The following is a 20,798-nucleotide window of genomic DNA, read 5'->3' on the forward strand; positions in this document are numbered from 1 at the left end:
CTTACCGCTCCATCCCCGCCTCTCTCCTCCCGGAATGCGTCATGACCCAAGAAATTGAAATTAAATTCTGTTTAAACCCGGATTTTTATGCTGATATCGCTGGTTTTATTGAAGAAATCTGTGCTAAAGAGCAAAAAATCAATAATTTGGGTAACAGTTATTTTGATACCCCCGATCTGGCATTGCGTCGGCTCGACATGGGGTTGCGGATCCGCCGCTGGGGTGATCAGGCAGAGCAGACCATCAAGTGTCGTGGGCAGGGGGTGGGCGGGCTGCACAGCCGTCCTGAATATAATGCGCCGGTGAGTGGCGACACGCCGGATCTGACACTCTTTCCCGCCACCATCTGGCCACAAGGGTGTGATGTCGCGGCCTTGCAGCAGGCCTTGAGCCCGCTGTTTCGCACCGATTTTGCGCGCACCACATGGCAGGTGGTGTATCAGGGGGCCGAGATAGAGCTGGCCCATGACCGTGGCGAGATAGAGGGGCGGCTTGGGCGTGAGCCAATCGATGAGCTGGAGTTGGAGCTGAAATCCGGCTCGGCTGTTGCCCTGTTCGAGCTGGCGGCGCGGCTGTTGGCGCTCGGGGGGCTGCGTCCCGGCCATCAATCCAAGGCGCAGCGCGGTTATCTGCTGGCCGGTCAGGGTACGCCATGGGCATTGCGTGGCACCCCGTTGCCACGCGATTTGGCCGGTCTAGTCGATGATCTGCAACATCATGAAGCCTGCCTGCTGGCACAGGTCGACGGCGCCGCGCCGCGCATCACGGCGGCGGCCCATGCCTTGCTGGCGCAGGCGCAAGGGCTCGCTTGGCAAGCGCCACTGCGGCGCTGGTTGGCCGATTGGGAGGCTTCACCTGATGCCACGCGCCTGTACCAACCCGACTACGGCGCCTTCCTGCTGGCCATTTCGCGCCAGTTACACGGCTCTTAAGCGCTGGCTCTGGTGACAAAAAAGCCCCTCAATGAGGGGCTTTTTGCTGCACGCATCAATACGCATCAATAGCGGGGAGGCATCCCCTCCGGCACCGTCTTGAAGCGGCGGTGTAGCCACATGTACTGCTCGGGGGCGCGGCGTACCGCGGCTTCGACCACCTGGTTGCTGCGGGTGGCATCGGCCACGTCATCCCCGGTCGGGTAGCCTTCCAGCGGGGCGCCGATGTGCAGTACATAGCCGTGCTCGTCGCGGATGTTGTAGCAGGGCAGGGTGACGGTGTTTTTCACCCGCGCCAGGGTCGCCGTGCCGGTGATGGTGGCGGCCTGCTCGACCCCGAAGAAGGGGACGAAGACGCTGGCGTGGCGACCGTAGTCGTGATCCGGGGCGTACCAGAGGGCGTCACCGTTACGCAGCGCCTTGATCATCCCCTTCACGTCGGTGCGATCGACCAGGTATTTATTGGACTTGCAGCGGCCATGGTATTGAGCGTACTCAAGCACCGGGTTGGTGTTGGGGCGATAGACGCCGACTCCGGGGCGCACCAGTCCAAAGCAGCGGGCATTGAGTTCCAGCGTCAGAAAATGGCAGGAGAGCAGCAGCATGCCCTGACCCTGTTCGGCCGCGGCGTGCACATGCTCCTCCCCTTCGATACGCATCAAGGCGCGCATCCGCCAGTCAGGCCAGAACCAGGCCATGCCCACCTCGAAGATGGCGCAGCCAACGCTCTCGAAGTTGCGTACCAGCAGTTGTTCCCGCTCGGTGGAGGAGAGTTCGGGGAAGGCCAGCTCGAGGGAACGGCGGGCAATACGTTCCCGGGATTTCAGCAGGCGCATGGCGAGGCGACCGAGCCGGCGGCCGAGCCACATCTGCCAGCGCCAGGGCAGCAACACCAGCAGCCACAGCACTCCGAGGCCGAACCACTGCGGCCAGTAGCGGGGGTGGAGCAGGCGGGGCTCCAGACGGGGAAGGCGTTCGGCGGACATGGGCGCTCCTTGTAGGATCTCAGAGGGCGGATTCTAGCCGAAAAGCCCCTGCGGAGGGCAGTGCATTTGTTGCTGGCCGGTGGCAGAGGTGCCAGGAGCGGGGAGGCCATGGTAGAATCCGTGCCAGATTTTTCCCATCGAGAGTCCATACAGATGAAGATCACCCTGCCCGATTTTGACAAGGCCCGCGTCCTGGTCGTTGGCGACATCATGCTGGATCGTTACTGGCATGGACCGAGCAATCGCATCTCGCCCGAGGCGCCGGTGCCGGTGGTCAAGGTGGAACACATCGAGGAGCGCCCAGGTGGTGCTGCCAACGTGGCCCTCAACGCCGCGGCCCTTGGCGCCCATGCCACCCTGCTCGGCCTGACCGGTCAGGATGAGGCGGCCGATGCCCTGGCCAACCAGATGGCCGGGGTCAAGGTGGACTGCGACTTCGTGCGTCTGGCCGACTACCCGACCATCACCAAGCTGCGCGTTCTGTCGCGCAACCAGCAGTTGCTGCGGCTGGATTTCGAGGAGGCGTTCCACTCGGTTGATGCCTCGCTGCTGATGCAAAAGATTGAAGCCGCCCTGCCGCACAGTGGTGTGATGGTGCTCTCCGACTACGCCAAGGGGGCTCTTAACGACGTGCCCGGCATGATCCAGCGTGCCCGCGCCGCCGGCGTGCCGGTGCTGATCGACCCCAAGGGAACCGAGTTCGAGAAGTATCGCGGGGCGACCCTGCTTACCCCCAACATGTCCGAGTTCGAGGCCGTGGTGGGCAAGGTCAAAAGCGAGCAAGAGCTGGTCGAGCGCGGCATCGAGCTGGTGCGCCGCTTTGATCTCGATGCCCTGCTGGTGACCCGCTCCGAAAATGGCATGACCCTGATCCGCGACGGCCAGCGCGAGCTGCACCTGCCGACCCAGGCCCAGGAGGTGTATGACGTGACCGGTGCCGGTGACACCGTGATCTCGACCCTGGCCAGCTCGCTGGCCGCCGGTTGCAGCCTGGATGAGGCGTGCGCCCTGGCCAACACCGCCGCCGGCATCGTGGTCGGCAAGTTGGGTACCTCCACCGCCAGCCCGATCGAGTTGGCCAACGCCCTCTACTCCGAGCAGGAGAGCGGCTTTGGCGTGCTCTCCGAGTCTCAGCTCAAGGTGGCCGTCGAAGCCGCCCGCAGCCGCGGCGAAAAGATAGTGATGACCAACGGCTGCTTCGACATCCTGCATGCCGGCCACGTCTCCTACCTCTCCAATGCCCGCAAGCTGGGGGATCGCCTGATCGTGGCGGTCAATACCGACGAGTCGGTGCGCCGCCTCAAGGGGCCGGGCCGACCGGTTAACCCGACCGAGCGGCGCATGACGGTGCTGGCCGCGCTGGGGGCGGTGGATTGGGTGGTGCCGTTTGGCGAGGATACGCCGCAGCGCCTGATCGGCGAGATCCTGCCCGACCTGCTGGTCAAGGGGGGCGACTACCAGCCCGAGGAGATTGCCGGCTACGCCGAGGTGACCGCTAACGGCGGCGAGGTGAAGGTGCTGAACTTCGAGGACGGCTGCTCCACTACCGACATCATCAAGACCATCCGCGAGCGCAATTGATGCGAGTGCAGCCAATAAAAAGACCGGCCAGTAGGCCGGTCTTTTTTTATGGTTCGGATGCCTCGGGCAACAGGCGGGCCCTGAGCTCGGGCCATTGCTGCGGCGCCGCCACCAACTGCTCCTTGGCGGCCTTGGTCAGGCGCTTGAGGCGATACTCGAGGCGCAGCGCCTCGCCGTGCTCGCCCACCTCGGCCTGCCAGACCAGGGCCAGCGGCCCCTTGCCACGCAGGCTGCGGGCCCCACGCCCGCTCTGGTGCTCGGCCAGACGGCGCAGCGGATCGGTGCTGATCCCGGCATAGAGGTGGCCGCGCGCGGTGCGCACCAGATAGAGGTGCCAGCTCACGGGGCGCCCCGTGGCTGGCGGCGCAGCCGGTGCAGTGGCAACAGGCTGACCAGCAGGCCGGCCCAGACAAACATGAAGCCCACCTCCTTGACCGGATCGGGCCGCTCGCCAAACCAGAAGAGGGCGAGCAGAAAGGCAAGGCTCGGCTCTATGTACTGAAGCAAGCCGACGGTGCTGAGGCGAGTGCGCATCATGCCGTAGCAAAACAGCCCGACCGGGATCAGGGTGGCCGGGGCGCTGCCAATAAGCAGCAGTCGTTCGCCCCAACTGCCTTCCAGCAGCAGGCTGGGTTGGCCGCTCAGGGTTAGCCAGGCCACGAAGGCCAGCGCCAGTGGCAACTGTACCAGTGCCTCGATATAGAGGCTGTGGTCGGCGCCGTAGCGCACCTGTTTTTTCAACAGGCCATAGCAGGCGAAGTTGGCCCCCATGATGAGGGAGAACCAGGGCAGCTCGCCGTACTGGAACAACATGTAGGCCAGCCCCGCCAGAGCCAGGGCCACGGCGAGGTGCTTTTGCGGGGTCAGCCGCTCTTTGAGAAAGAGCACCGCGAACACGATATTGAACAGGGGGGTCATGAAGAAGGCGAGGCTGGTGGCCAGCACCTGGCCGGTGATGAGGCACCAGGTAAACATGCTCCAACTGATGGACATGACAGGGCCGGCGCACAGGATCAACAGTAGCTGGCGCGGCTCGGCCCGAAGCTGGTGCCAGGGGAGGGGGCGCGCCGTCAGGCGCAGCAGCAGGGCGAGCAGCAGCACCGACCAGATGACACGGTGAGAGAGCAGCTCCCACATGCTGAGCTGTGGCATGAACTGATAGTAGAGGGGCAGCAGACCCCACAGGATAAAGGAGAGGGCCACCACGCCGGGGCCCAACAGCAAGGGTGTCATGTGTCTATTAAATTAAACAAAGTGGGCGCAGTGTAGAGAGGGGCCCCCCTTTCGGCAAGCAGCCCCGCCAGAAAAAATCGGTTAGCATATGGCCCCATGAACACCATTCCCGATCTGTTTGCCCGCATCCGCGCCTGCCGCCTGTGCGAGGCTCACCTTCCGCTCGGCCCGCGCCCGGTGATCCGTGGCAGCGAGCACTCCCGTTTGCTCATCATCGGCCAAGCCCCCGGCACCAAGGTGCACGCCAGCGGTATCCCCTGGGATGACGCCTCGGGGGCGCGCCTGCGCGACTGGCTGGCGCTGGACAAGGGGATGTTCTACGACGAGCGCCACATCGCCATCATGCCGATGGGGCTCTGCTATCCGGGCCGTGGCCGCTCCGGCGATCTACCGCCGCGCCCCGAGTGTGCCCCGCTCTGGCATCCCCAAGTGCTGGAGCTGATGCCGCGCGTCGAGCTGGTGCTGCTGGTCGGGCAGTATGCCCAGCAACACTATCTCGGGGCGAATTATCGCGGCACCCTGACCGAGACGGTGCGCCATTGGCGCGACGTCGGCCCGCGTTTTCTTCCCCTGCCGCACCCCTCACCGCGCAACACCCTCTGGCTCAAGAAGAACCCCTGGTTCGAGGCCGAGGTGATCCCTTCACTGCGCGAGCGGGTGGCTCAGTTGCTCGTGACCTGAGCCTTCTTGGGGGCCTCATCCGGTTTGCTGCCGCTGCGCGCCATGGCGATGAGCGGCAGCACGATGCAGAGGCTGCCGATAAGCAGCGGCAGATCTGGCTGCTCGCCAAATAACCAGACGCCGAGCCCGACCGCTACCAGCAGGCCGGTGTACTCGGCCGAGGCGATGCGGCTTGCCTCCGCCTGGCGGTAAGCCAGCACGCACAGCCCCGCATAGACCACGATGAGGGCCGACGAGCCGAAGGCGGGCCCCAGCATCTGCCACTGCCATGGCTCCCCTTCCCACCAGGCCAGCGCCAATACCAGCGGCATGCTCAACACGTTGGTGAAAAAGAGGGTCTGCACCACCGGCTGGTGGCTCGGCAGACGTTTGATCAGCAAGTTGTTGAGGGCCATGGTCAGCGCCACCCCGAGGGCCGCCAGCGCCGCCCAGTTGACCTCGGTCGGGCGCAGCACGATGAGCACGCCGGCAAAACCGAGCAGGGCGGTGACTACCTTCTGGCGCGACAGGGCCTCACCTGCCAGCCAGACCGCGAGCGGCACCATCAGAAGTGGCGCAGCGTAGAACAAGGCGTTGGCGGTGGCGAGCGGCAGCCGGGTTAGCGCGATCACCATCATCACGACCCCGACAGCCCAGATGTGGGAGCGCAGCAGATGCCAGCGCAGGGCCTCGGGCGGGTGACGGCGCAGCGACCAGAGCAGCAGGGGCAGCAGCATCAGGGCGGCCGACACCTGGCGGAAGAAGACAAACTGGAACACCGGCTGATCCGGGTCAAGCACCTTCACCAGGGCGTCGGAAAACACCGCCACCAGATTGCCGAGCACCAGATAGAAGATGCCCATCGCCACCGCATTCGATCTCATTGATCCCTCCCTACGTTTACGGGAAGGCTAGCCCGGACACTGTTATCTCGTAAAATGATATAAAGCCAACATGGATGAGATATTTAGATAATGAAGCTACCCCCCTTGCGTGCCGTCCACTACTTCGAGGCGGTGGCCCGCTTACAGAGTTTCTCCCGCGCCGCCGCTGAGCTGGCGGTTAGCCAGAGTGCGGTGAGCCACCAGGTTCGTCTGCTGGAGGACTATCTGGGCGAGGTGCTGCTGCTGCGTCAGGGGCGGCGGGTCTCGCTGACCCCGCAGGGGGAGAGCTATCTCGAGGCGATCGCCTCTGGCCTAGCCCAGATCGCCCAGGCCAGCGAACAGCTACGCGGCAGCGGCGAGCTGCGGCTGCGTCTCGCTGTGTACAGCTCGTTTGCGGTCAAATGGTTGATCCCGCGCCTCTCGGGTCTGCGCCAGCGCCACCCCGAGCTGGATCTTTCGCTTGAGATGGTGGCCGAGGATCCTCAGCTCTCCGATCGGGTGGCCGACTGTTTCATCACTGTCTCCCCTGAGGGGCGCGGCTACATGCACGATCTGCTCTATCGGGAGCGGCTGATACCGGTGTGCAGCCGGCGCCTGCTCCAGCAGGTGGAAGGGGAGTGGCCAACGGCGTTGTGGCAGCTACCGCTGCTCTCTATCCAAGCCATCTACAAGGAGAAGGGGGAGGACTGGCGGCGCTGGGCCGAGGCGGGGGCGCTGGCCATTCCCCCTGTGGCACGGATGCACCACTTTAGCCACATCCTGCTGGCGCTGGAGGCAGCCAGTTGGGATCAGGGGGTGGCGCTCATTAACGACTACATGTTGCAAGCGGACGATCCCACGCTGGCGCGCCTGCCGCTGCATGCGCTCGAGACCGGGGATAACTTCTATTTTGTCTGCAAGCGCTCGCGTGCCCATGAACCGGCCATCAGCCGGCTGCGCCAGTGGCTGTGGGAGGAGACGCAGGCCAGCCTGCGTCCCGGCGAGCGTGAGCCACTTACGCGCGTTTGAGCTGGCTCAGGATGAAGAGGCTGGTGGCGCACACCACGACCGAGGGGCCGGCCGGGGTGTCTTGATACCAGGAGAGCAGCAGGCCACCGACCACGGCGAGGCAGCCGGTGAGGGAGGCGAGCAGGGCCATCTGCTCCGGGGTGCGGCTGAAACGGCGGGCGGTGGCGGCGGGGATGATCAGCAGTGAGGTGATGATGAGGGCGCCGACAAACTTCATGGCCACCGCGATCACCAAGCCGATCAGCAGCATCAGCAGGGCGCGCAGCAGATCAACGCGTACCCCTTCGACCCGGGCCAGCTCCTCCGATACCGTCATGGAGAGCAGCGGATCCCACAGCCGCCACAGCAGCAGCAACACCAGGCTGCCTCCGCCATAGATCCAGAGCAGATCGGCCGGCTGCACCGAGAGCAGATCGCCAAACAGGTAGGCCATCAGATCGACCCGCACGTTATCCATGAAGCTCAAGGTGACCAGACCGAGCGAGAGAGCGCTGTGGGCCAGGATCCCGAGTAGGGTGTCGGTGGCGACCAGTTGGCTGCGGCTCATCACGAACAGCAAGATGGCCATGGCCAGGCAGCAGAACACCACGGCCAGGGTCAGGTTCACCTGTAGCAAAATGCCGAGGGCGATACCAAACAGGCAGGAGTGGGAGAGGGTGTCACCGAAGTAGGCCATTTTGCGCCACACGACAAAACTGCCGAGGGGGCCGGCCAACACGGCGATGCCAAGGCCAGCGGCCAGGGCGTAGAGAAGGAAGCTGTCCACGAAATACTCCTCAGGGGCGGGAAGGCAGGCGGATGACCGGAGCCCCGTGATGGTGATGATGTTCGCCATCGCAGTGGTGGTGGTGGGTATAGACTGCCAACTGCTCTTGCTCGGGGCGGCCGAACAGGCGGGCAAACTCGGGGTGGCGGGCCACGCTCTCGGGGGCTCCGTGGCAGCAGACGTGGCCGTTGAGGCAGATCACCTCGTGGGTGCTGGCCATCACCAGATGCAGGTCGTGGGAGACCATCAGCACGGCGCAGTCGAGCTCGCGGGCCAGCTCGCTGATGAGGGCATAAAGCTCGATCTGACCGCTGATATCGACCCCCTGTACCGGCTCGTCGAGCACCAGCAGCTCGGGCTCAACCAGCAGGGCGCGGGCCAGCAGCACCCGCTGTAGCTCACCTCCAGAGAGTTGCTGCATGCGGCTGCTGAGCAGAGCCTCGGCTCCGACCCGGCCAAGCGCTTCGGTAATGGGACGGCGGCCACCACGAGCCAGCCGCAGAAAACGCTCAACCGTGATGGGCAGGGTAGGATCGAGGTGGATCTTCTGCGGCACATAGCCGATGCGCAGGCGTTTCTGGCGACGAATTTGGCCGCTATCAGGGGTCAACAGCCCCAATACCAATTTGCTTAGGGTGCTCTTGCCCGCGCCATTGGGGCCCACAAGGGTGGTGATCCGCCCTTTTTCCAGGCTGAAGGAGACCTTGTCGAGCACAGGACGGCCGTCGAAAGCGAGACAGACGTCGCTGAGCACCACCAACTGGTTCATGAATGACTCCGGGGGTTTACTGCGGTGAGTTTTGTTATACTATAACACTCAGTTGTGGTTATGTTACCACGCCTTCTGAGCCATTGAGATCCCATGAAACGTCTTTTTTTGACCCTGTTGCTGGCCGGGGCTGCCTTGCCTGCCACCGCCGCCTCGGTGCTGACTACCATCAAACCGATCGGTTTTATTGCCGCCGCCATGACCCGGGATATCTCCACGCCTGAGGTTTTGCTCCCAGCCGGAGCCTCGCCCCACGATTTTTCCCTGCGACCTTCGGATCTGCGCCGCATCGACGCGGCCGATCTGGTTATCTGGGTTGGCCCAGAGCTGGAGGGCTTCATGGCCAAGCCGCTGGCGGGCAAGCAGAATGTACTCACTCTGCTAACCCTGCCCGGTCTGCCGGTGCACCATTACGCCGAAGGGGAGGGGCACGATCATGATGAACATGAAGGGCACCACCATGAGCATGGTAATGTCGATCCTCACATCTGGCTTGGCCCCAACCTGGCCCTTCCCATCGCTCAGGCGATCGTGTGGCGCTTAAGCGAGCTGGACCCGGCTAACAAGGCGCGCTATCAGGCGAACCTGGTGCGTTTTGAGCAGGCGTTGGCGAGCAAGGATGAGCAGGTTGCCAAGCAAATGAAGCCGGTGCAGCAGAAGGGCTACTTTGTGTTCCACGATGCGTATGGTTATTGGGAGCGCCATTATGGCATGCAGGCCAAGGGGCACTTCACTGTCAATCCCGAGCGCCGTCCTGGCGCCAAGACCCTGGTGACTATCCGCAAGGCGCTGGAGCAACACCAGGCCCAGTGCGTTTTTGCCGAGCCCCAGTTCAGACCCGATGTCATCGACTCGGTCGCCCGCAATACTGGCGCCAAGGTTCTGTTGCTTGACGAAGCCGGAGGAACGATCGACGTGGGCCCCGATGCCTATCTTGAGTGGATGGAGAGCATGGCTCAGGCATTTAGCGCCTGCCGCTAAGAGAGCCCTTCTATACTGGTCTCGTGTATCGACAAGGAGTGTTGTTCATGAGATCGCTTCCCCTCGCCATGCTGTGCCTGCTGCTTGCCGGCACAGCTCAGGCTTCCCGAATGTCCGACTATCTTGCCCAGCCAGCCTTGCAGCAGAAGATGGAAGAGGTGTACGGCAAAGGCTCGGTACAGCGCGCCAAGGCGCTGGCCCAGTTGATGGCTCCCCGCGCAGGCATCAGCGATCAGCAAAAGCTGTCCCTGGTGAACAACTACTTCAACAACCTCACCTACAGCGAGGATCCCAAGCTGTGGGGCGAGCAGGACTACTGGGCCAACCCGCTCGAGTTTATTGGGGCGCGCGGTGGTGACTGCGAGGATTACAGCATCGCCAAGTACTACACCCTGATGGAGCTGGGGGTGGATGAGAAGAAGTTGCGCATGGCTTACGTCAAGGCGCTGGCCTACAACCAGTTCCACATGGTGGTGCTCTATTTTGCCACCCCCAAGTCGGAGCCGCTGGTGCTCGACAACATCAAGGCCACCATCCAGCCCGGCTCGAAGCGCACCGATCTGCTGCCGGTTTACAGCTTTGATGCCAAGAGCCTTTGGATCATGAAGTCACGGCGGGAGGGCACCCTAGCCGGCTCAGCCGATCGTCTGGCCCAATGGAAGTCGATGCAGACCCGTTTCTCGACCGAGCACCTCCGCTCTCCACGGCGAGCGTTATAACTTGCCGGCTTGCTTGAGCTCTTGAAAGAAACGCAGCGCTCCCGGGTGCTGCGTGATCGGCAATACCTTACCGGTTTGATAGCGCGGCAGGCGAAACAGGTTGGCATAGGCGAAGGTCTGCTGGTTGAAGTGGGCCCCCTCGCCCAACATCCCCTTCACCATCTGATACACCCCGGCATCTGGCGCCTCGGCAGTGGTCAGCAGAATGGCTGCCACGGCGAAGGTCGGAGTCGGTTGCAGGTTGCCGGGATACAGGCGAGCAGGGATCTGGCTGCGTTGATAATAGGGGGCATCGACCAGCAGTTTTGTGATGATGTCAGGAGGGATGGGTAAGAATCGAATGTCACACTGTTTGGCCGTGTCCACCAGGGTTCGATTTGGGTGTCCGCTGACCATGGCAAACATCGCTATCTGGCCGCGACATAGCGCCTCTCCCGGATCGTCCGTCTTTACCTCTTGAATCGCCTTCGGCGTCAGACCACTGAGCCTTAGCAGCGTTAGCGCGGTTTGGCGTGTGCCTGAGCCTGCCGGGCCAAGATAGAGACGCTGCCCTGCCAAATCGCCAAGCTGGCGTAGCTTGGCATCGGCTCTGACCACCAGAGCAAAAGGCTCCGCATGAGTGGCAAACAGCGCCCTCAGTTGTGGCTGAGGATTGGCATGATAGACCCCGCTCCCTCTGAACGCCTGATAAGCCCAGTCCGATTGCACCATGGCGATATTGACCTTGCCGCTTTTTAGCAGAGCCAGGTTTTCGATAGAGCCTGAGCTCGGTACGACAGCGCAGCGGTTCTGATGATTGGCTTGGGTGGCCAGCCGGCAGAACTCGCCACCGATCTGGTAGTAGATGCCGCTGATATCCCCGGTGCCCAGATAGAAACGTTCTGTTGCCTGACTCCAGAGGGAGGGGAGGAGTAGCAGGAGTAATACGTTTCTCATGATGTCTGCTCCTTGCGATAACCATCGATCCCCCAGTTGCGCAGGGTATCGACAGAGAGTGCGTGCTCCCCCTCTTCCAGCAGCGTGGTGCCATGAGCGTGTACGCACTGTGCCGCCATGTTCCATAGCAGGGGGGCATCGCTAAGGTGTGTCGCCACTAGGCGGGGATGCAGCTCTAGCAGAACCAGGGATTCTTTACTCAAGGGCCAGTCGTGAAATGCCAGTTCAATGCCACTGGTTTGCAGGCTCTTGAGGCGCGCCAGCATGGAGGAGGTTGGGGGGCCTTCATAGCGCCAGTCCAATATCTTGCCCTTTTGCGGGCGAATTTTTTGCTCCAGCCAATACCATTGTGGATGTTGCAGCAGACTCATGGGGAGGCGCAGACCCTGGATATCTCCTTGATACCATTGGGTTAGCAGTTGCTCGAACTGTTGTTGGTGCCAGTTGGCCTCCACCGCTTCGGCGGGGATGAAGGCGCGGTAGAGGGTGATGTCTCCCTGGGTTGAGATGAAATGAATCATCCGTGCCGTGGTGTGATGGTGGTGCGGGAAGGGGGAGGGCGGGAACTGCTGGGCTAACTGTTGCAGCTTGAGGCGCTGTTGGGTGAGATCGCGCTGGCGTTCACTGATCAGACGGTTGACGGCATTGACCACCCCCTTAACTTCTTGCAGCCAGGGCGTCGGTAAGGTACGGCTGCTGCGTCTTTGGCTGATCAAATCGAGTTCGCTACTGATCTGGCGTAGTGGCGCCAGCAGACGATGGCAGCTCCATTGGATCAGTAGCAGCATCACCGCAAGGCCGATCAGCAGCAAACCGATTTCTGAACGAAGAGCCTGCCAAAGATGCTGATAGGCATAACCGCTGTGCCCTTCCAAACGAATTGTACCCAGAATGTTCCAACCATCGGTCATCTCCTGCTCTTGTATCACGGGGGGCATGCTGACTAGCTGCTGGAACCAGGCCGGTACATTTTGTTGGCCTACAGAGAATTCGCGCCGAAAGAGCACCTTGCCATCAGGATCTGTCAGCGTGGCGGAACGGACGAAGCCACCATCGAACATGGCATTGACGATGGTTTCAGCCAGCACCTTGTCGCCCCCTAGCAGAGAACCTTGCAGCACGAGTCCCATCGCGGTGGTGGAGGTTTCCAGATTGGCTTGCATCTGATCCAATACGGAGCGTCGAACAGTACTGGTCTCCAGTGAGACCAGTAAAAGAGCGCCGATCAGGAACAGAACCAAAATGATCAGATTTAACAATTTGGCTAACGACATGCTCGCTCCATGAGAACTGTCACTTAACATGTGGTAAACATTCAATCCCGTGAATAGGGAACTGGCTCGGAAACTGTGAAAAAACTGGTTTAAAGATGGCATGCATTTATGCACTGTTCAGATGTTTATGCATAAAATGTCATTTCGAGAGTTTTTTATTTTAGTGAACTCTTTTCATTAGCTGTTGTCGAACTAGCAGTTTAGCACCCTTTTAATCTGGCCTTCGGGCCCCGCATTACTTTCCAGAAGCAGGACTACGGATGAAACGTCTCCGTCCCTTGGTAGCTCATGCTGCCAACTGGGAGCCGCCGGTTCCCCGCAAACATTTTTACGCCATTTTGGCATTGACCGCGCTGACGCTGTCGACAGTGGCACTGCTTCCGGCTCCGGGCGATATTCTTGAGCAGCCAATCCGTTTGGAGCTGCCCATTGCTGCCCATGGAACGGCAACGAATGAAGACAATACGGAATTTAACTCCATCCCCGATCACGAGCTGGTTGAGCCGGATGCGGCCTCCGATGAAGGTGATGACATTCCTGTGGCTCCCGAGCCGCAGTGGATGGAATACCGGATCCGCAATGGTGAGAATCTGACGTCCATTTTTAATACCTTGGGTCTCTCTACGACCACCCTCTACAAGGTGCTCGACGCGGACAACAAGCGCCGACTGGCCCGCCTCAAGCCGGGCCAGGTGCTCGAGCTGAAGATCGACGAGGACAACCTGCTACAGCAGATGCGCCTGCGCCTCAACATCAAAGAAACGTTGGTGTTGGAGCGCAAGGATGAGCAATACCTTGCCGAGCTGATCACTGAGGCGGTGGAGTGGCGACGCGCACCGGTGGAGGGAACCGTGCGCGGTAGCTTCTATCAGAGCGCTCGCAATGCCGGCCTGTCCGCGGCTCAGATCCAGAAGATCGCCAACCTGTTCCAGTGGCGCATGAACCTGGCCAAGGAGCTCAAACAGGGCGATACCTTCCGAGTTCTGCTTCAGCACGAAATGGTTAACGATCAGCGCACCGGCAACAGCCAGTTGCTGGGGATTGAGTTTAAAAGTGGTGGCAAGAGTGTTTCCGCTTGGCTCTCTGACGATGGTAACTACTATGACGGTCAGGGGATGAGTCTAGAGAGGGGATTCCGCCGTTATCCGACTCACAGCCGCTATCGTATCAGCTCCAATTTTAACCCGGCGCGTAAGCACCCGATTACCGGTATGGTGCGCCCCCATGAGGGCACTGACTTTGCGATGCCGATCGGGGCCCCGGTACTGGCGACTGGCGATGGGGTCGTGCTCAAGGCCACCAGTCACCCGTTGGCAGGGACTTATGTGGTGATTCGCCATAGCCGTACCGTCTCCACCCGCTACCTGCACCTGAGCAAGCTGCTGGTCAAGCCGGGACAGAAGGTGAAGATGGGCGACAAGATTGCCCTCTCTGGTAACACGGGGCGCTCAACCGGTGCACACCTGCATTACGAAGTGCGTATCAACAACCGTCCGGTGGATGCCATGCGGGTCAAATTGCCGATGGCTGAACCTCTCTCTGGCAAAGCCAAGCGGCTGTTCCTCGCCAAGGTGAGGGATTATCGCAAAGAGCTGGCTGCCAGCTGACATTCGCGTTTTCCATAAAAACGCCTCAGGAGGCGGGTCTGCGTATCGTTAGCGGTACGAAGGCCTGCCTCTTTTCTTTTATCCATATGATTGCTTTGGTGCTGCCGAGGGGCACTTCTATGCTCCCTCCCTTTGGCTTGCCAGCCCATGTCACCTCTTGGCGGTGAATGTCAGAGTGCGTCGCTCCACGTGTTTCCCGTCGTCACCGCGTTCTGCGGTAGGTGCGGGGGGCGCTCAGTGGGTCAGCCAGATCATCAAGCTAAAGAAACCCGCCATGGCACTGCCAAGGCCGATGATCCAGTAAAACCCCTTGAGCCCCTGCCGGAACGGGATACGAAACCACATCAGGAACAGAGACCAGCCGATAGCCAGAATCAGGGGAATAAGAAACATTCGAGCCATCGCGTCCTCACTGTTATCCTGTCACCTCTTCGTTGCTTACGAGAGGGACTGTAACAATGAATCAATTGCAGATCACCGCCTTTGGCGATCCGAGCGTGCTGCGTCTGGCCAATGTGCCCGATGGCGAGCCTGCCGAGGGGCAGGTGCGGGTGCGGATACACTACGCCGGCGTCAATCCCATCGATGCCAAGACCCGGGCCGGACTCGGCTGGGCGGCCGCCCAGAACAAAGACAAGTTACCGTGGACGCCCGGCTATGACGTGGCCGGCATTGTCGAGGCGCGGGGGCCCGGTGTCTGCGAGCTGGCGGTGGGCGATCGGGTGTGCGGTATGGTCGGCTTTCCCCTCAGTGCCGGTGGTTATGGCGAGTCAGTGGTGGTCGGCGAGACCGAGCTGGTCAAGCTGGAGCGACTCGATCTTGCGCAAGGGGCGGCGTTGCCGCTGGCGGGGCTGACCGGCTGGCAGGGATTGTTCGAGCACGGCGAGCTGCTGGCGGGCCAGCGGGTGCTGATCCTGGCGGCGGCCGGTGGCGTGGGTCATCTGGCGGTGCAGTGGGCATGCGACGCCGGTGCCGAGGTGGTGGCGCTGGCCAGCCCTGCCAACCATGACTTCGTACTGGGGCTGGGGGCCAAGGCTGTGCTGGATTACCACGCACCCGACTGGCCGGCACAGGTCGGCGCAGTCGATCTGGTGCTGGATCTGGTGGGGGGCGAGAGCGGCAAGCAGGCACTGGCCTGCGTCAAACCGGGCGGGCGTCTTATCACTGTGCCCACCCTTACCGCCGAGGCGATCAAGGCGGCGGGGGCCGAGCGTGGCATCGAGGTGCGTGGCATGCTGGTTCACCCCGACAAGCCCGCCCTAGCCCGCATGGTGGCCCTGCTCGAGCAGGGGGGGGCGCGCATCGAGATTGCCCACACCTTCCCCTTGGCCGAGGGGGCGTTGGCCCATCAGGCCATCGAGGTCGGCCACACCCGTGGCAAATTGCTGCTGCGCATGGATGGTCATGCCTGATCTGGCGGCCCTGCTTGGCACACATGGGCTGACCGCCCTGTTTGTCAGCGCCTTCACCTCGGCGACCCTGCTGCCCGGCGGCTCGGAAGTGCTGCTCGGCGCCATGGTGGCCCAGCAGCAGTGGAGCCTTTTCTCCCTGCTGCTGTGGGCCACCCTTGGCAATACCTTGGGCTCCATGACAACCTTCGCCCTGGGCTGGTGGGCCCGGCGGCGCAAGCGGCCGGAGGATTTCACCGGTCGTGGGGAACAAACGGCCCTTTCGTGGCTCCAACTTCATGGCCATTGGGCCCTGCTGCTGGCCTGGACCCCGCTGATCGGGGACGGCCTCTGTCTTCTGGCAGGCTGGCTCAAGATGGCGCCTTGGCGCGCCTGCTTTCTGATTGGCCTCGGCAAACTGGCCCGCTACGGCGTGATTGCGCTGCTCGCCGGCCAGATCTTCTGACTCTTCGTATCGTGAGGACTGTGTGAATCGATCCCTCTGTGTACTGACACTGGCCCTGTTGGCTACGCCGGTGCTGGCGGCGCCCACCCTGGTGGCCGAGCAGACCAAGGAGCCCGGCAAGCTCTCCATCCCCTATCAGATGTACCGGCTCGACAATGGCCTGACCGTGATCCTGGCACCGGACAAGTCAGACCCCCTGGTGCACCTCGATGTGACCTACCATGTGGGGTCGTCGCGCGAGAGCGTCGGCAAGTCGGGCTTTGCCCACTTCTTCGAGCACATGATGTTCCAAGGCTCCAAGCACGTGGGCGATCAGGAGCACATGCGCATCATCAACGAGGCCGGTGGCACCATGAATGGCACCACCAATCGGGATCGCACCAACTACTACGAGACGGTGCCGGCCAACCAGCTTGAGAAGGTGCTGTGGCTGGAGGCCGATCGCATGGGCTTTTTGCTCGACGCGGTGAGCCAGAAGAAGTTCGAAATTCAGCGCGCCACGGTGAAAAACGAGCGCGCCCAGCGGGTCGACAACCAGCCCTACGGTCTGGTGGGCGAGAAGGTGGGGGAGGCGCTCTATCCGCGTACCCACCCCTACTCCTGGCAGCCGATCGGCTATGTGGAGGATCTCGACCGGGTCGACGTGAGTGATCTCAAGCAGTTCTTCCTGCGTTGGTATGGCCCCAATAACGCCACCCTGACGCTCGGGGGGGACTTCGAGCCCAAGCAGGCGCTGGCCTGGATTGAACAGTACTTCGGCTCCATCCCGCGCGGGCCCGAGGTGGCTGAGCCGGTTGCGCAGCCGGTAACACTGCCGGCGACCCGCTATCTGACGCTGGAAGACAAGGTTCACCTGCCGCTGCTCTACATCAGCTACCCGACGGTGGCGCTCGGCGATCCGCGCGAGCCGGCGCTCGACATGTTTGCCGACGTGCTGGGGGGCTCGGCCAGCTCCATGCTTTATCAGGCGCTGGTCAAAAGTGGCAAGGCAGTGGACGCCGGCGCCTCGCACTACTGTGAAGAGCTGGCCTGCTCTCTGGCCATCTATGCCTACCCCAACCCTGCGGCCGACGGCAGCCTCAAGAGCCTCAAGGCCGAGGTCGACAAGGTGGTGGCCCAGTTCGCCCAGCGCGGCGTGCAGCAAGATGATCTCGAGAAGGCGATCAACAAGTACCGCGCCTCGGCCATCTGGGGCATGGGCAGTGTGCAGGGCAAGGTGAGCCAGCTGGCGATGGGGCAGGTCTTCATGCAGGACCCCAACTACGTCTTCAAGAGCCTCGCCGCCATCGGCAAGGTGACCCCGGCCGAGGTCAAGCAGGCCTATGAGCAGTTCATCGCAGACAAGCCGGCCGTGGTGCTGAGCGTGGTGCCCAAGGGCAAGCGTCAGTGGCAGGCGGCTACCCCCAACTTCACCCCGGCGGCGCGCGAGCTGCCCGATTACAGCCAACACGACAGCCACCTGGCGGCCCGCACGGTCAAGGACAGCTTTGATCGCAGCAAACAGCCTGCCGCCGGCCCTGCCGTCAGCGTCACTGTGCCGGCCACCTGGAAGGGCAAGCTCGATCAGGAGATCGAGATCCTCGGCACCCGCAGCGACGAGATCCCGGCGGTCTCCATCACCATCGCCCTGCCGGGCGGTATTCGCGCCGAGGGCAAGGGGGAGCTGGGGTTGGCCAACCTGACCGCGGCCATGCTCGAACAGGGTAGCGAGCGCTTAAACGAGGCCAAGCTCAGCGACGAGCTGCAAAAGCTCGGCTCCGACATCAGCTTCTCGAGCGCCCAGTACAACAACCTCATCACCGTCAGCAGCCTGACCGACAAGCTGCCCCAGACGCTGGCCCTGGTGCAGGAGCTTTTGTTCCAGCCCGGTTTCCGTGACGAGGATTTTGCCCGCACCAAGAACCAGATCCTGCAAGGGATGCAGCAGAGCCGCCAGCAACCGGCCTGGATGGCGGGTCAGGCCTTCCGCGAGCTTATCTACGGTCAGCAGGCCCGCCTTGGCCAGCCCAATGACGGCTCGCTCAAGGATGTGGAGACCCTGACCCTGGCCGATGTGAAGCGCTTTTGGCAGCACTACTACAACCCGGCCAACGCCCGCATCGTGGTGGCTGGCGATGTGGATCAGGCCACCATCGAGCAGGGGCTGGCCTTCCTCACCCGCTGGCAGGGCAAGGCGCCGGAACTTGGCAGCCTCAAACCGACTGAGCCTCAGGCCAAACCCGGCATCTATCTCATCGACAAGCCGGGGGCGCCCCAGTCGGTGATCCGCATCGGTCGCCGTGCGCTCCCCTATGACGCCACCGGCGACTATTTCGCGGCCGGCTTGATGAACTTCAACCTGGGCGGCAACTTCAACAGCCGCATCAACCTCAACCTGCGCGAGGATAAGGGCTACACCTACGGCGCCAGCTCGGGCTTCTCAGCTAACCGCGACGCCGGCGTGTTTGCCGTTGGCGCCGACGTGCGGGCCGATGCCACCGTCGATGCCATCCGCCAGGTGCTCAAGGAGCTGGAGCAGTACCGCAAGGCGGGGCCGTCGGCCAAGGAGATGGATTACCTGCGCAGCGCCGTGACCCAGCAGGATGCCCTGGCCTACGAGACTCTGGATCAGAAGGCTGGCTTCCTGTTGCAGATGATCATGTATCAGTTGGGGCCCGATTATGTCGCCCGTCAGAGCGAGATCATCAAGGGCATCACGCCCCAGGCCCTCAAGGCCCAGGCCGAGCGTTGGCTCGACCCATCCCAGATGGTGATCGTGGTGGTCGGTGATCGCCAGGCACTTGAAAAACCGTTGCAGGAGCTACATCTTCCTGTCTATCCGCTGCCTGCACCCTGAGACAGCCATAACAACCACCGGCTCCCTCCTTTGGGGGGAGCCCGGAGTGAGCCGTGAATATGACCTCCCAGACCCTCTCTCTCGATGAGCTGCTGACCGCACTGGGCGCCCCCGAGCGCCTGCCTGCCCTCAAGGGGATGCGCCGTGGCATCGAGCGTGAAACCTTGCGTATTACCCCGAATGGTGAGCTGTCGCAGCAAGATCATCCGCTGGCCCTCGGCGCAGCCCTGACCCACGCCAACATCACCACCGACTATGCCGAGTCGCTGCTGGAGTTCATCACCCCGGCCACCGACTCTATCGAGACGCTGCTCGAGCAACTGGGCGACATCCACCGTACCGCCGTCCACCACATCGGTGACGAGCGCCTCTGGCCCCTCTCTATGCCTTGTTTCGTCGGCGGTGAGGAGAGCATCCGTCTGGCCGAGTACGGCAGCTCCAACATTGGCCGGATGAAGCACCTTTACCGGCGCGGTCTCAAGCACCGTTACGGCAGCCTGATGCAGGTGATCGCCGGGGTGCACTTCAACTTCTCCATGCCCGAGAGCTTCTGGTGCGAGTGGCAGGCTCTGGCCTGCAAGAACTGCTGTAGCCAGCGCTTCATCTCGGAAAAGTACATGGGGCTGATTCGCAACGTCTATCGCTTCGGTTGGCTGGTGCCCTATCTGTTTGGTGCTTCGCCGGCCATCTGCGGCTCCTTCCTCAAGGGGCGCCAGACGACATTGCCGTTCGAGCAGCTCGGCAAGGGCACTCTCTATCTGCCCTACGCCACCTCGCTGCGCCTTTCCGATCTCGGCTACACCAACAGTGCCCAGGCCGGTCTCAAGATCAGCCACGACAACCTGCCGGCTTACGTGGCCTCCTTGCGCCGCGCCATTCAGACCCATGATCCCGATTTCGCCAAGCTGGGGGTCAAGGTGGATGGCGAGTATCGCCAGCTCAACGACAACGTGTTGCAGTTGGAGAACGAGCTGTATGCCCCGATCCGGCCCAAGAACACCCCGCGCCGGGGGGAGAAACCCTCCGATGCACTGGCGCGCCGCGGTATCGACTACATCGAGCTGCGCACCGTCGACATCAACCCCTTCAGCCCGATCGGCATCACCGCTGACCAGATCCGCTTCTTCGATCTCTTCTTGGTGTGGTGTCTGCTGCGTCCCTCGCCGCTGCTGAGCGAGGAGGAGATCGCCCGCAATCGCCGCAACCAGACCAAGGTGGTGTTGGAGGGGCGTCGCCCCGGCCTGCAACTGGAGACCGACGGCGGCGAGCTGGGGCTCAAGGAGCTGGGGCTCTCCCTGTTCGACGAGCTGGGCAAGGTGGCGGCCTTGCTCGATGCCAGTTGTGGCGGCCGCAACCGCTATGGCGCGACCTTGGCCGCGCTGCGCGAGCGTCTGCTCGATCCGGAGCTGACCCTGTCGGCGCGGCTGCTGCGCGAGCTGAAAGCCGGTAACAAGGATAACGGCTGCTTCGGTCGCGAGCTGGCGGCCCGCTATCGTGACGAGCTGCTGGCCAGCCCGCTTGAGTACTGGGATGAGGAGTACTTCAGCGGCGAGGCGCGCGACTCACTGCAAAAGCAAAAGGAGATCGAGCGCGGCGACAGCCAGAGCTTCGATGAGTTCCTCGCCGATTACTTCGGCTATGCCGATACCCCCGTCTAAATCGTTCGGCCCGTGAGGGCCGAACCTCTTTTTGCTGAAGCGTGATTCAGCCTTCAAGTCGGTGTCGAAAGCCTCCCCTGTCTGTCGGTTTGCTCACAGTTTGCGCCGGGGCAC

Annotated in this window: 20 protein-coding genes; 11 read left to right on the top strand and 9 right to left on the bottom strand. The window is 62.3% G+C overall.

What is annotated here, in order from left to right; all coding sequences use genetic code 11:
- The first annotated feature begins 41 nt into the window (after positions 1 to 41).
- The gene (locus FE240_RS01855) at positions 42 to 932 is read left to right on the top strand and encodes a CYTH domain-containing protein (RefSeq protein ID WP_193003153.1); all 891 of its coding nucleotides are present in this window, start codon (positions 42 to 44) and stop codon (positions 930 to 932) included.
- A 65-nt stretch (positions 933 to 997) separates the two neighbouring features.
- On the opposite strand, the gene lpxL is transcribed toward FE240_RS01855, so the two are convergent.
- Positions 998 to 1,918, bottom strand: coding sequence for an LpxL/LpxP family Kdo(2)-lipid IV(A) lauroyl/palmitoleoyl acyltransferase (lpxL, locus tag FE240_RS01860; RefSeq protein WP_193003154.1), 921 nt, complete (start codon positions 1,916 to 1,918; stop codon positions 998 to 1,000).
- 153 nt (positions 1,919 to 2,071) lie between these two features.
- Here lpxL and hldE point away from each other — a divergent pair, with 153 nt between their 5' ends.
- Positions 2,072 to 3,499 (top strand): bifunctional D-glycero-beta-D-manno-heptose-7-phosphate kinase/D-glycero-beta-D-manno-heptose 1-phosphate adenylyltransferase HldE, encoded by a 1,428-nt coding sequence (gene hldE, locus FE240_RS01865; protein WP_193003155.1) that lies wholly within the window; start codon positions 2,072 to 2,074, stop codon positions 3,497 to 3,499.
- A 46-nt stretch (positions 3,500 to 3,545) separates the two neighbouring features.
- Here hldE and FE240_RS01870 read toward each other — a convergent pair whose 3' ends face one another.
- Together FE240_RS01870 and rarD are read right to left on the bottom strand one after the other, a co-directional pair.
- Positions 3,546 to 3,908: a GIY-YIG nuclease family protein gene (locus tag FE240_RS01870; protein WP_404800073.1), complete on the bottom strand. Its 363-nt coding sequence runs from the start codon at positions 3,906 to 3,908 to the stop codon at positions 3,546 to 3,548.
- The gene (gene rarD / locus FE240_RS01875) at positions 3,839 to 4,732 is read right to left on the bottom strand and encodes an EamA family transporter RarD (protein ID WP_193003157.1); all 894 of its coding nucleotides are present in this window, start codon (positions 4,730 to 4,732) and stop codon (positions 3,839 to 3,841) included. The genes FE240_RS01870 and rarD overlap by 70 nt, the downstream gene beginning before the upstream one ends.
- A gap of 96 nt (positions 4,733 to 4,828) precedes the next feature.
- Here rarD and FE240_RS01880 point away from each other — a divergent pair, with 96 nt between their 5' ends.
- Positions 4,829 to 5,413, top strand: coding sequence for a uracil-DNA glycosylase family protein (locus FE240_RS01880; protein ID WP_193003158.1), 585 nt, complete (start codon positions 4,829 to 4,831; stop codon positions 5,411 to 5,413).
- Here FE240_RS01880 and FE240_RS01885 read toward each other — a convergent pair.
- On the bottom strand, positions 5,395 to 6,276 hold the full coding sequence (locus FE240_RS01885; RefSeq protein WP_193003159.1) for a DMT family transporter: 882 nt from the start codon (positions 6,274 to 6,276) through the stop codon (positions 5,395 to 5,397). The genes FE240_RS01880 and FE240_RS01885 overlap by 19 nt on opposite strands.
- A 90-nt stretch (positions 6,277 to 6,366) precedes the next feature.
- On the opposite strand from FE240_RS01885, the gene FE240_RS01890 reads away from it, so the two are divergent.
- The gene (locus tag FE240_RS01890; protein ID WP_193003160.1) at positions 6,367 to 7,284 is read left to right on the top strand and encodes a LysR family transcriptional regulator; all 918 of its coding nucleotides are present in this window, start codon (positions 6,367 to 6,369) and stop codon (positions 7,282 to 7,284) included.
- Here FE240_RS01890 and znuB read toward each other — a convergent pair.
- Together znuB and znuC are read right to left on the bottom strand one after the other, a co-directional pair.
- Positions 7,271 to 8,050, bottom strand: a complete 780-nt coding sequence (gene znuB / locus FE240_RS01895; protein ID WP_193003161.1) for a zinc ABC transporter permease subunit ZnuB — start codon at positions 8,048 to 8,050, stop codon at positions 7,271 to 7,273. The two genes, FE240_RS01890 and znuB, sit on opposite strands and share 14 nt — an antisense overlap.
- A 10-nt stretch (positions 8,051 to 8,060) precedes the next feature.
- The gene (gene znuC / locus FE240_RS01900) at positions 8,061 to 8,819 is read right to left on the bottom strand and encodes a zinc ABC transporter ATP-binding protein ZnuC (RefSeq protein ID WP_193003162.1); all 759 of its coding nucleotides are present in this window, start codon (positions 8,817 to 8,819) and stop codon (positions 8,061 to 8,063) included.
- Between the two features lie 93 nt (positions 8,820 to 8,912).
- On the opposite strand from znuC, the gene znuA reads away from it, so the two are divergent.
- Together znuA and FE240_RS01910 are read left to right on the top strand one after the other, a co-directional pair.
- Entirely contained in the window at positions 8,913 to 9,800 is an 888-nt protein-coding gene (znuA, locus tag FE240_RS01905) for a zinc ABC transporter substrate-binding protein ZnuA (RefSeq protein WP_193003163.1), read from the top strand.
- A 47-nt stretch (positions 9,801 to 9,847) separates the two neighbouring features.
- A complete protein-coding gene (locus FE240_RS01910; protein WP_193003164.1) occupies positions 9,848 to 10,519 on the top strand; it encodes a transglutaminase-like cysteine peptidase in 672 nt (223 codons plus the stop codon).
- Here the strand turns inward: FE240_RS01910 and FE240_RS01915 are convergent.
- Both FE240_RS01915 and FE240_RS01920 read right to left on the bottom strand, forming a co-directional pair.
- On the bottom strand, positions 10,514 to 11,455 hold the full coding sequence (locus tag FE240_RS01915) for a TAXI family TRAP transporter solute-binding subunit (RefSeq protein WP_193003165.1): 942 nt from the start codon (positions 11,453 to 11,455) through the stop codon (positions 10,514 to 10,516). The genes FE240_RS01910 and FE240_RS01915 overlap by 6 nt on opposite strands.
- Positions 11,452 to 12,729 carry a LapD/MoxY N-terminal periplasmic domain-containing protein gene (locus tag FE240_RS01920; RefSeq protein WP_193003166.1) on the bottom strand — a complete coding sequence of 426 codons (1,278 nt, stop codon included), beginning with the start codon at positions 12,727 to 12,729 and terminating at the stop codon, positions 11,452 to 11,454. The genes FE240_RS01915 and FE240_RS01920 overlap by 4 nt, the downstream gene beginning before the upstream one ends.
- Before the next feature lie 260 nt (positions 12,730 to 12,989).
- On the opposite strand from FE240_RS01920, the gene mepM reads away from it, so the two are divergent.
- A complete protein-coding gene (gene mepM / locus FE240_RS01925) occupies positions 12,990 to 14,336 on the top strand; it encodes a murein DD-endopeptidase MepM (RefSeq protein WP_193003167.1) in 1,347 nt (448 codons plus the stop codon).
- 234 nt (positions 14,337 to 14,570) lie between these two features.
- On the opposite strand, the gene FE240_RS01930 is transcribed toward mepM, so the two are convergent.
- The gene (locus tag FE240_RS01930; RefSeq protein ID WP_193004605.1) at positions 14,571 to 14,738 is read right to left on the bottom strand and encodes a hypothetical protein; all 168 of its coding nucleotides are present in this window, start codon (positions 14,736 to 14,738) and stop codon (positions 14,571 to 14,573) included.
- 56 nt (positions 14,739 to 14,794) lie between these two features.
- Between FE240_RS01930 and FE240_RS01935 the strand changes: the two genes are divergently transcribed.
- From FE240_RS01935 to gshA, 4 genes are read left to right on the top strand one after another with little or no spacing between them, the layout of a single operon-like run.
- The gene (locus FE240_RS01935) at positions 14,795 to 15,748 is read left to right on the top strand and encodes an NADP-dependent oxidoreductase (protein ID WP_193003168.1); all 954 of its coding nucleotides are present in this window, start codon (positions 14,795 to 14,797) and stop codon (positions 15,746 to 15,748) included.
- Positions 15,741 to 16,190 carry a YqaA family protein gene (locus FE240_RS01940; protein WP_193003169.1) on the top strand — a complete coding sequence of 150 codons (450 nt, stop codon included), beginning with the start codon at positions 15,741 to 15,743 and terminating at the stop codon, positions 16,188 to 16,190. Before FE240_RS01935 ends, FE240_RS01940 begins: the two co-directional genes overlap by 8 nt.
- A 22-nt stretch (positions 16,191 to 16,212) precedes the next feature.
- On the top strand, positions 16,213 to 19,026 hold the full coding sequence (locus tag FE240_RS01945) for a M16 family metallopeptidase (RefSeq protein ID WP_226798943.1): 2,814 nt from the start codon (positions 16,213 to 16,215) through the stop codon (positions 19,024 to 19,026).
- 59 nt (positions 19,027 to 19,085) lie between these two features.
- Positions 19,086 to 20,684 carry a glutamate--cysteine ligase gene (gene gshA, locus FE240_RS01950; RefSeq protein ID WP_193004407.1) on the top strand — a complete coding sequence of 533 codons (1,599 nt, stop codon included), beginning with the start codon at positions 19,086 to 19,088 and terminating at the stop codon, positions 20,682 to 20,684.
- Positions 20,685 to 20,798 lie beyond the last annotated feature (114 nt).

Source organism: Aeromonas simiae, from assembly GCF_014892695.1.
Taxonomy (GTDB): Bacteria; Pseudomonadota; Gammaproteobacteria; order Enterobacterales; family Aeromonadaceae; genus Aeromonas; species Aeromonas simiae.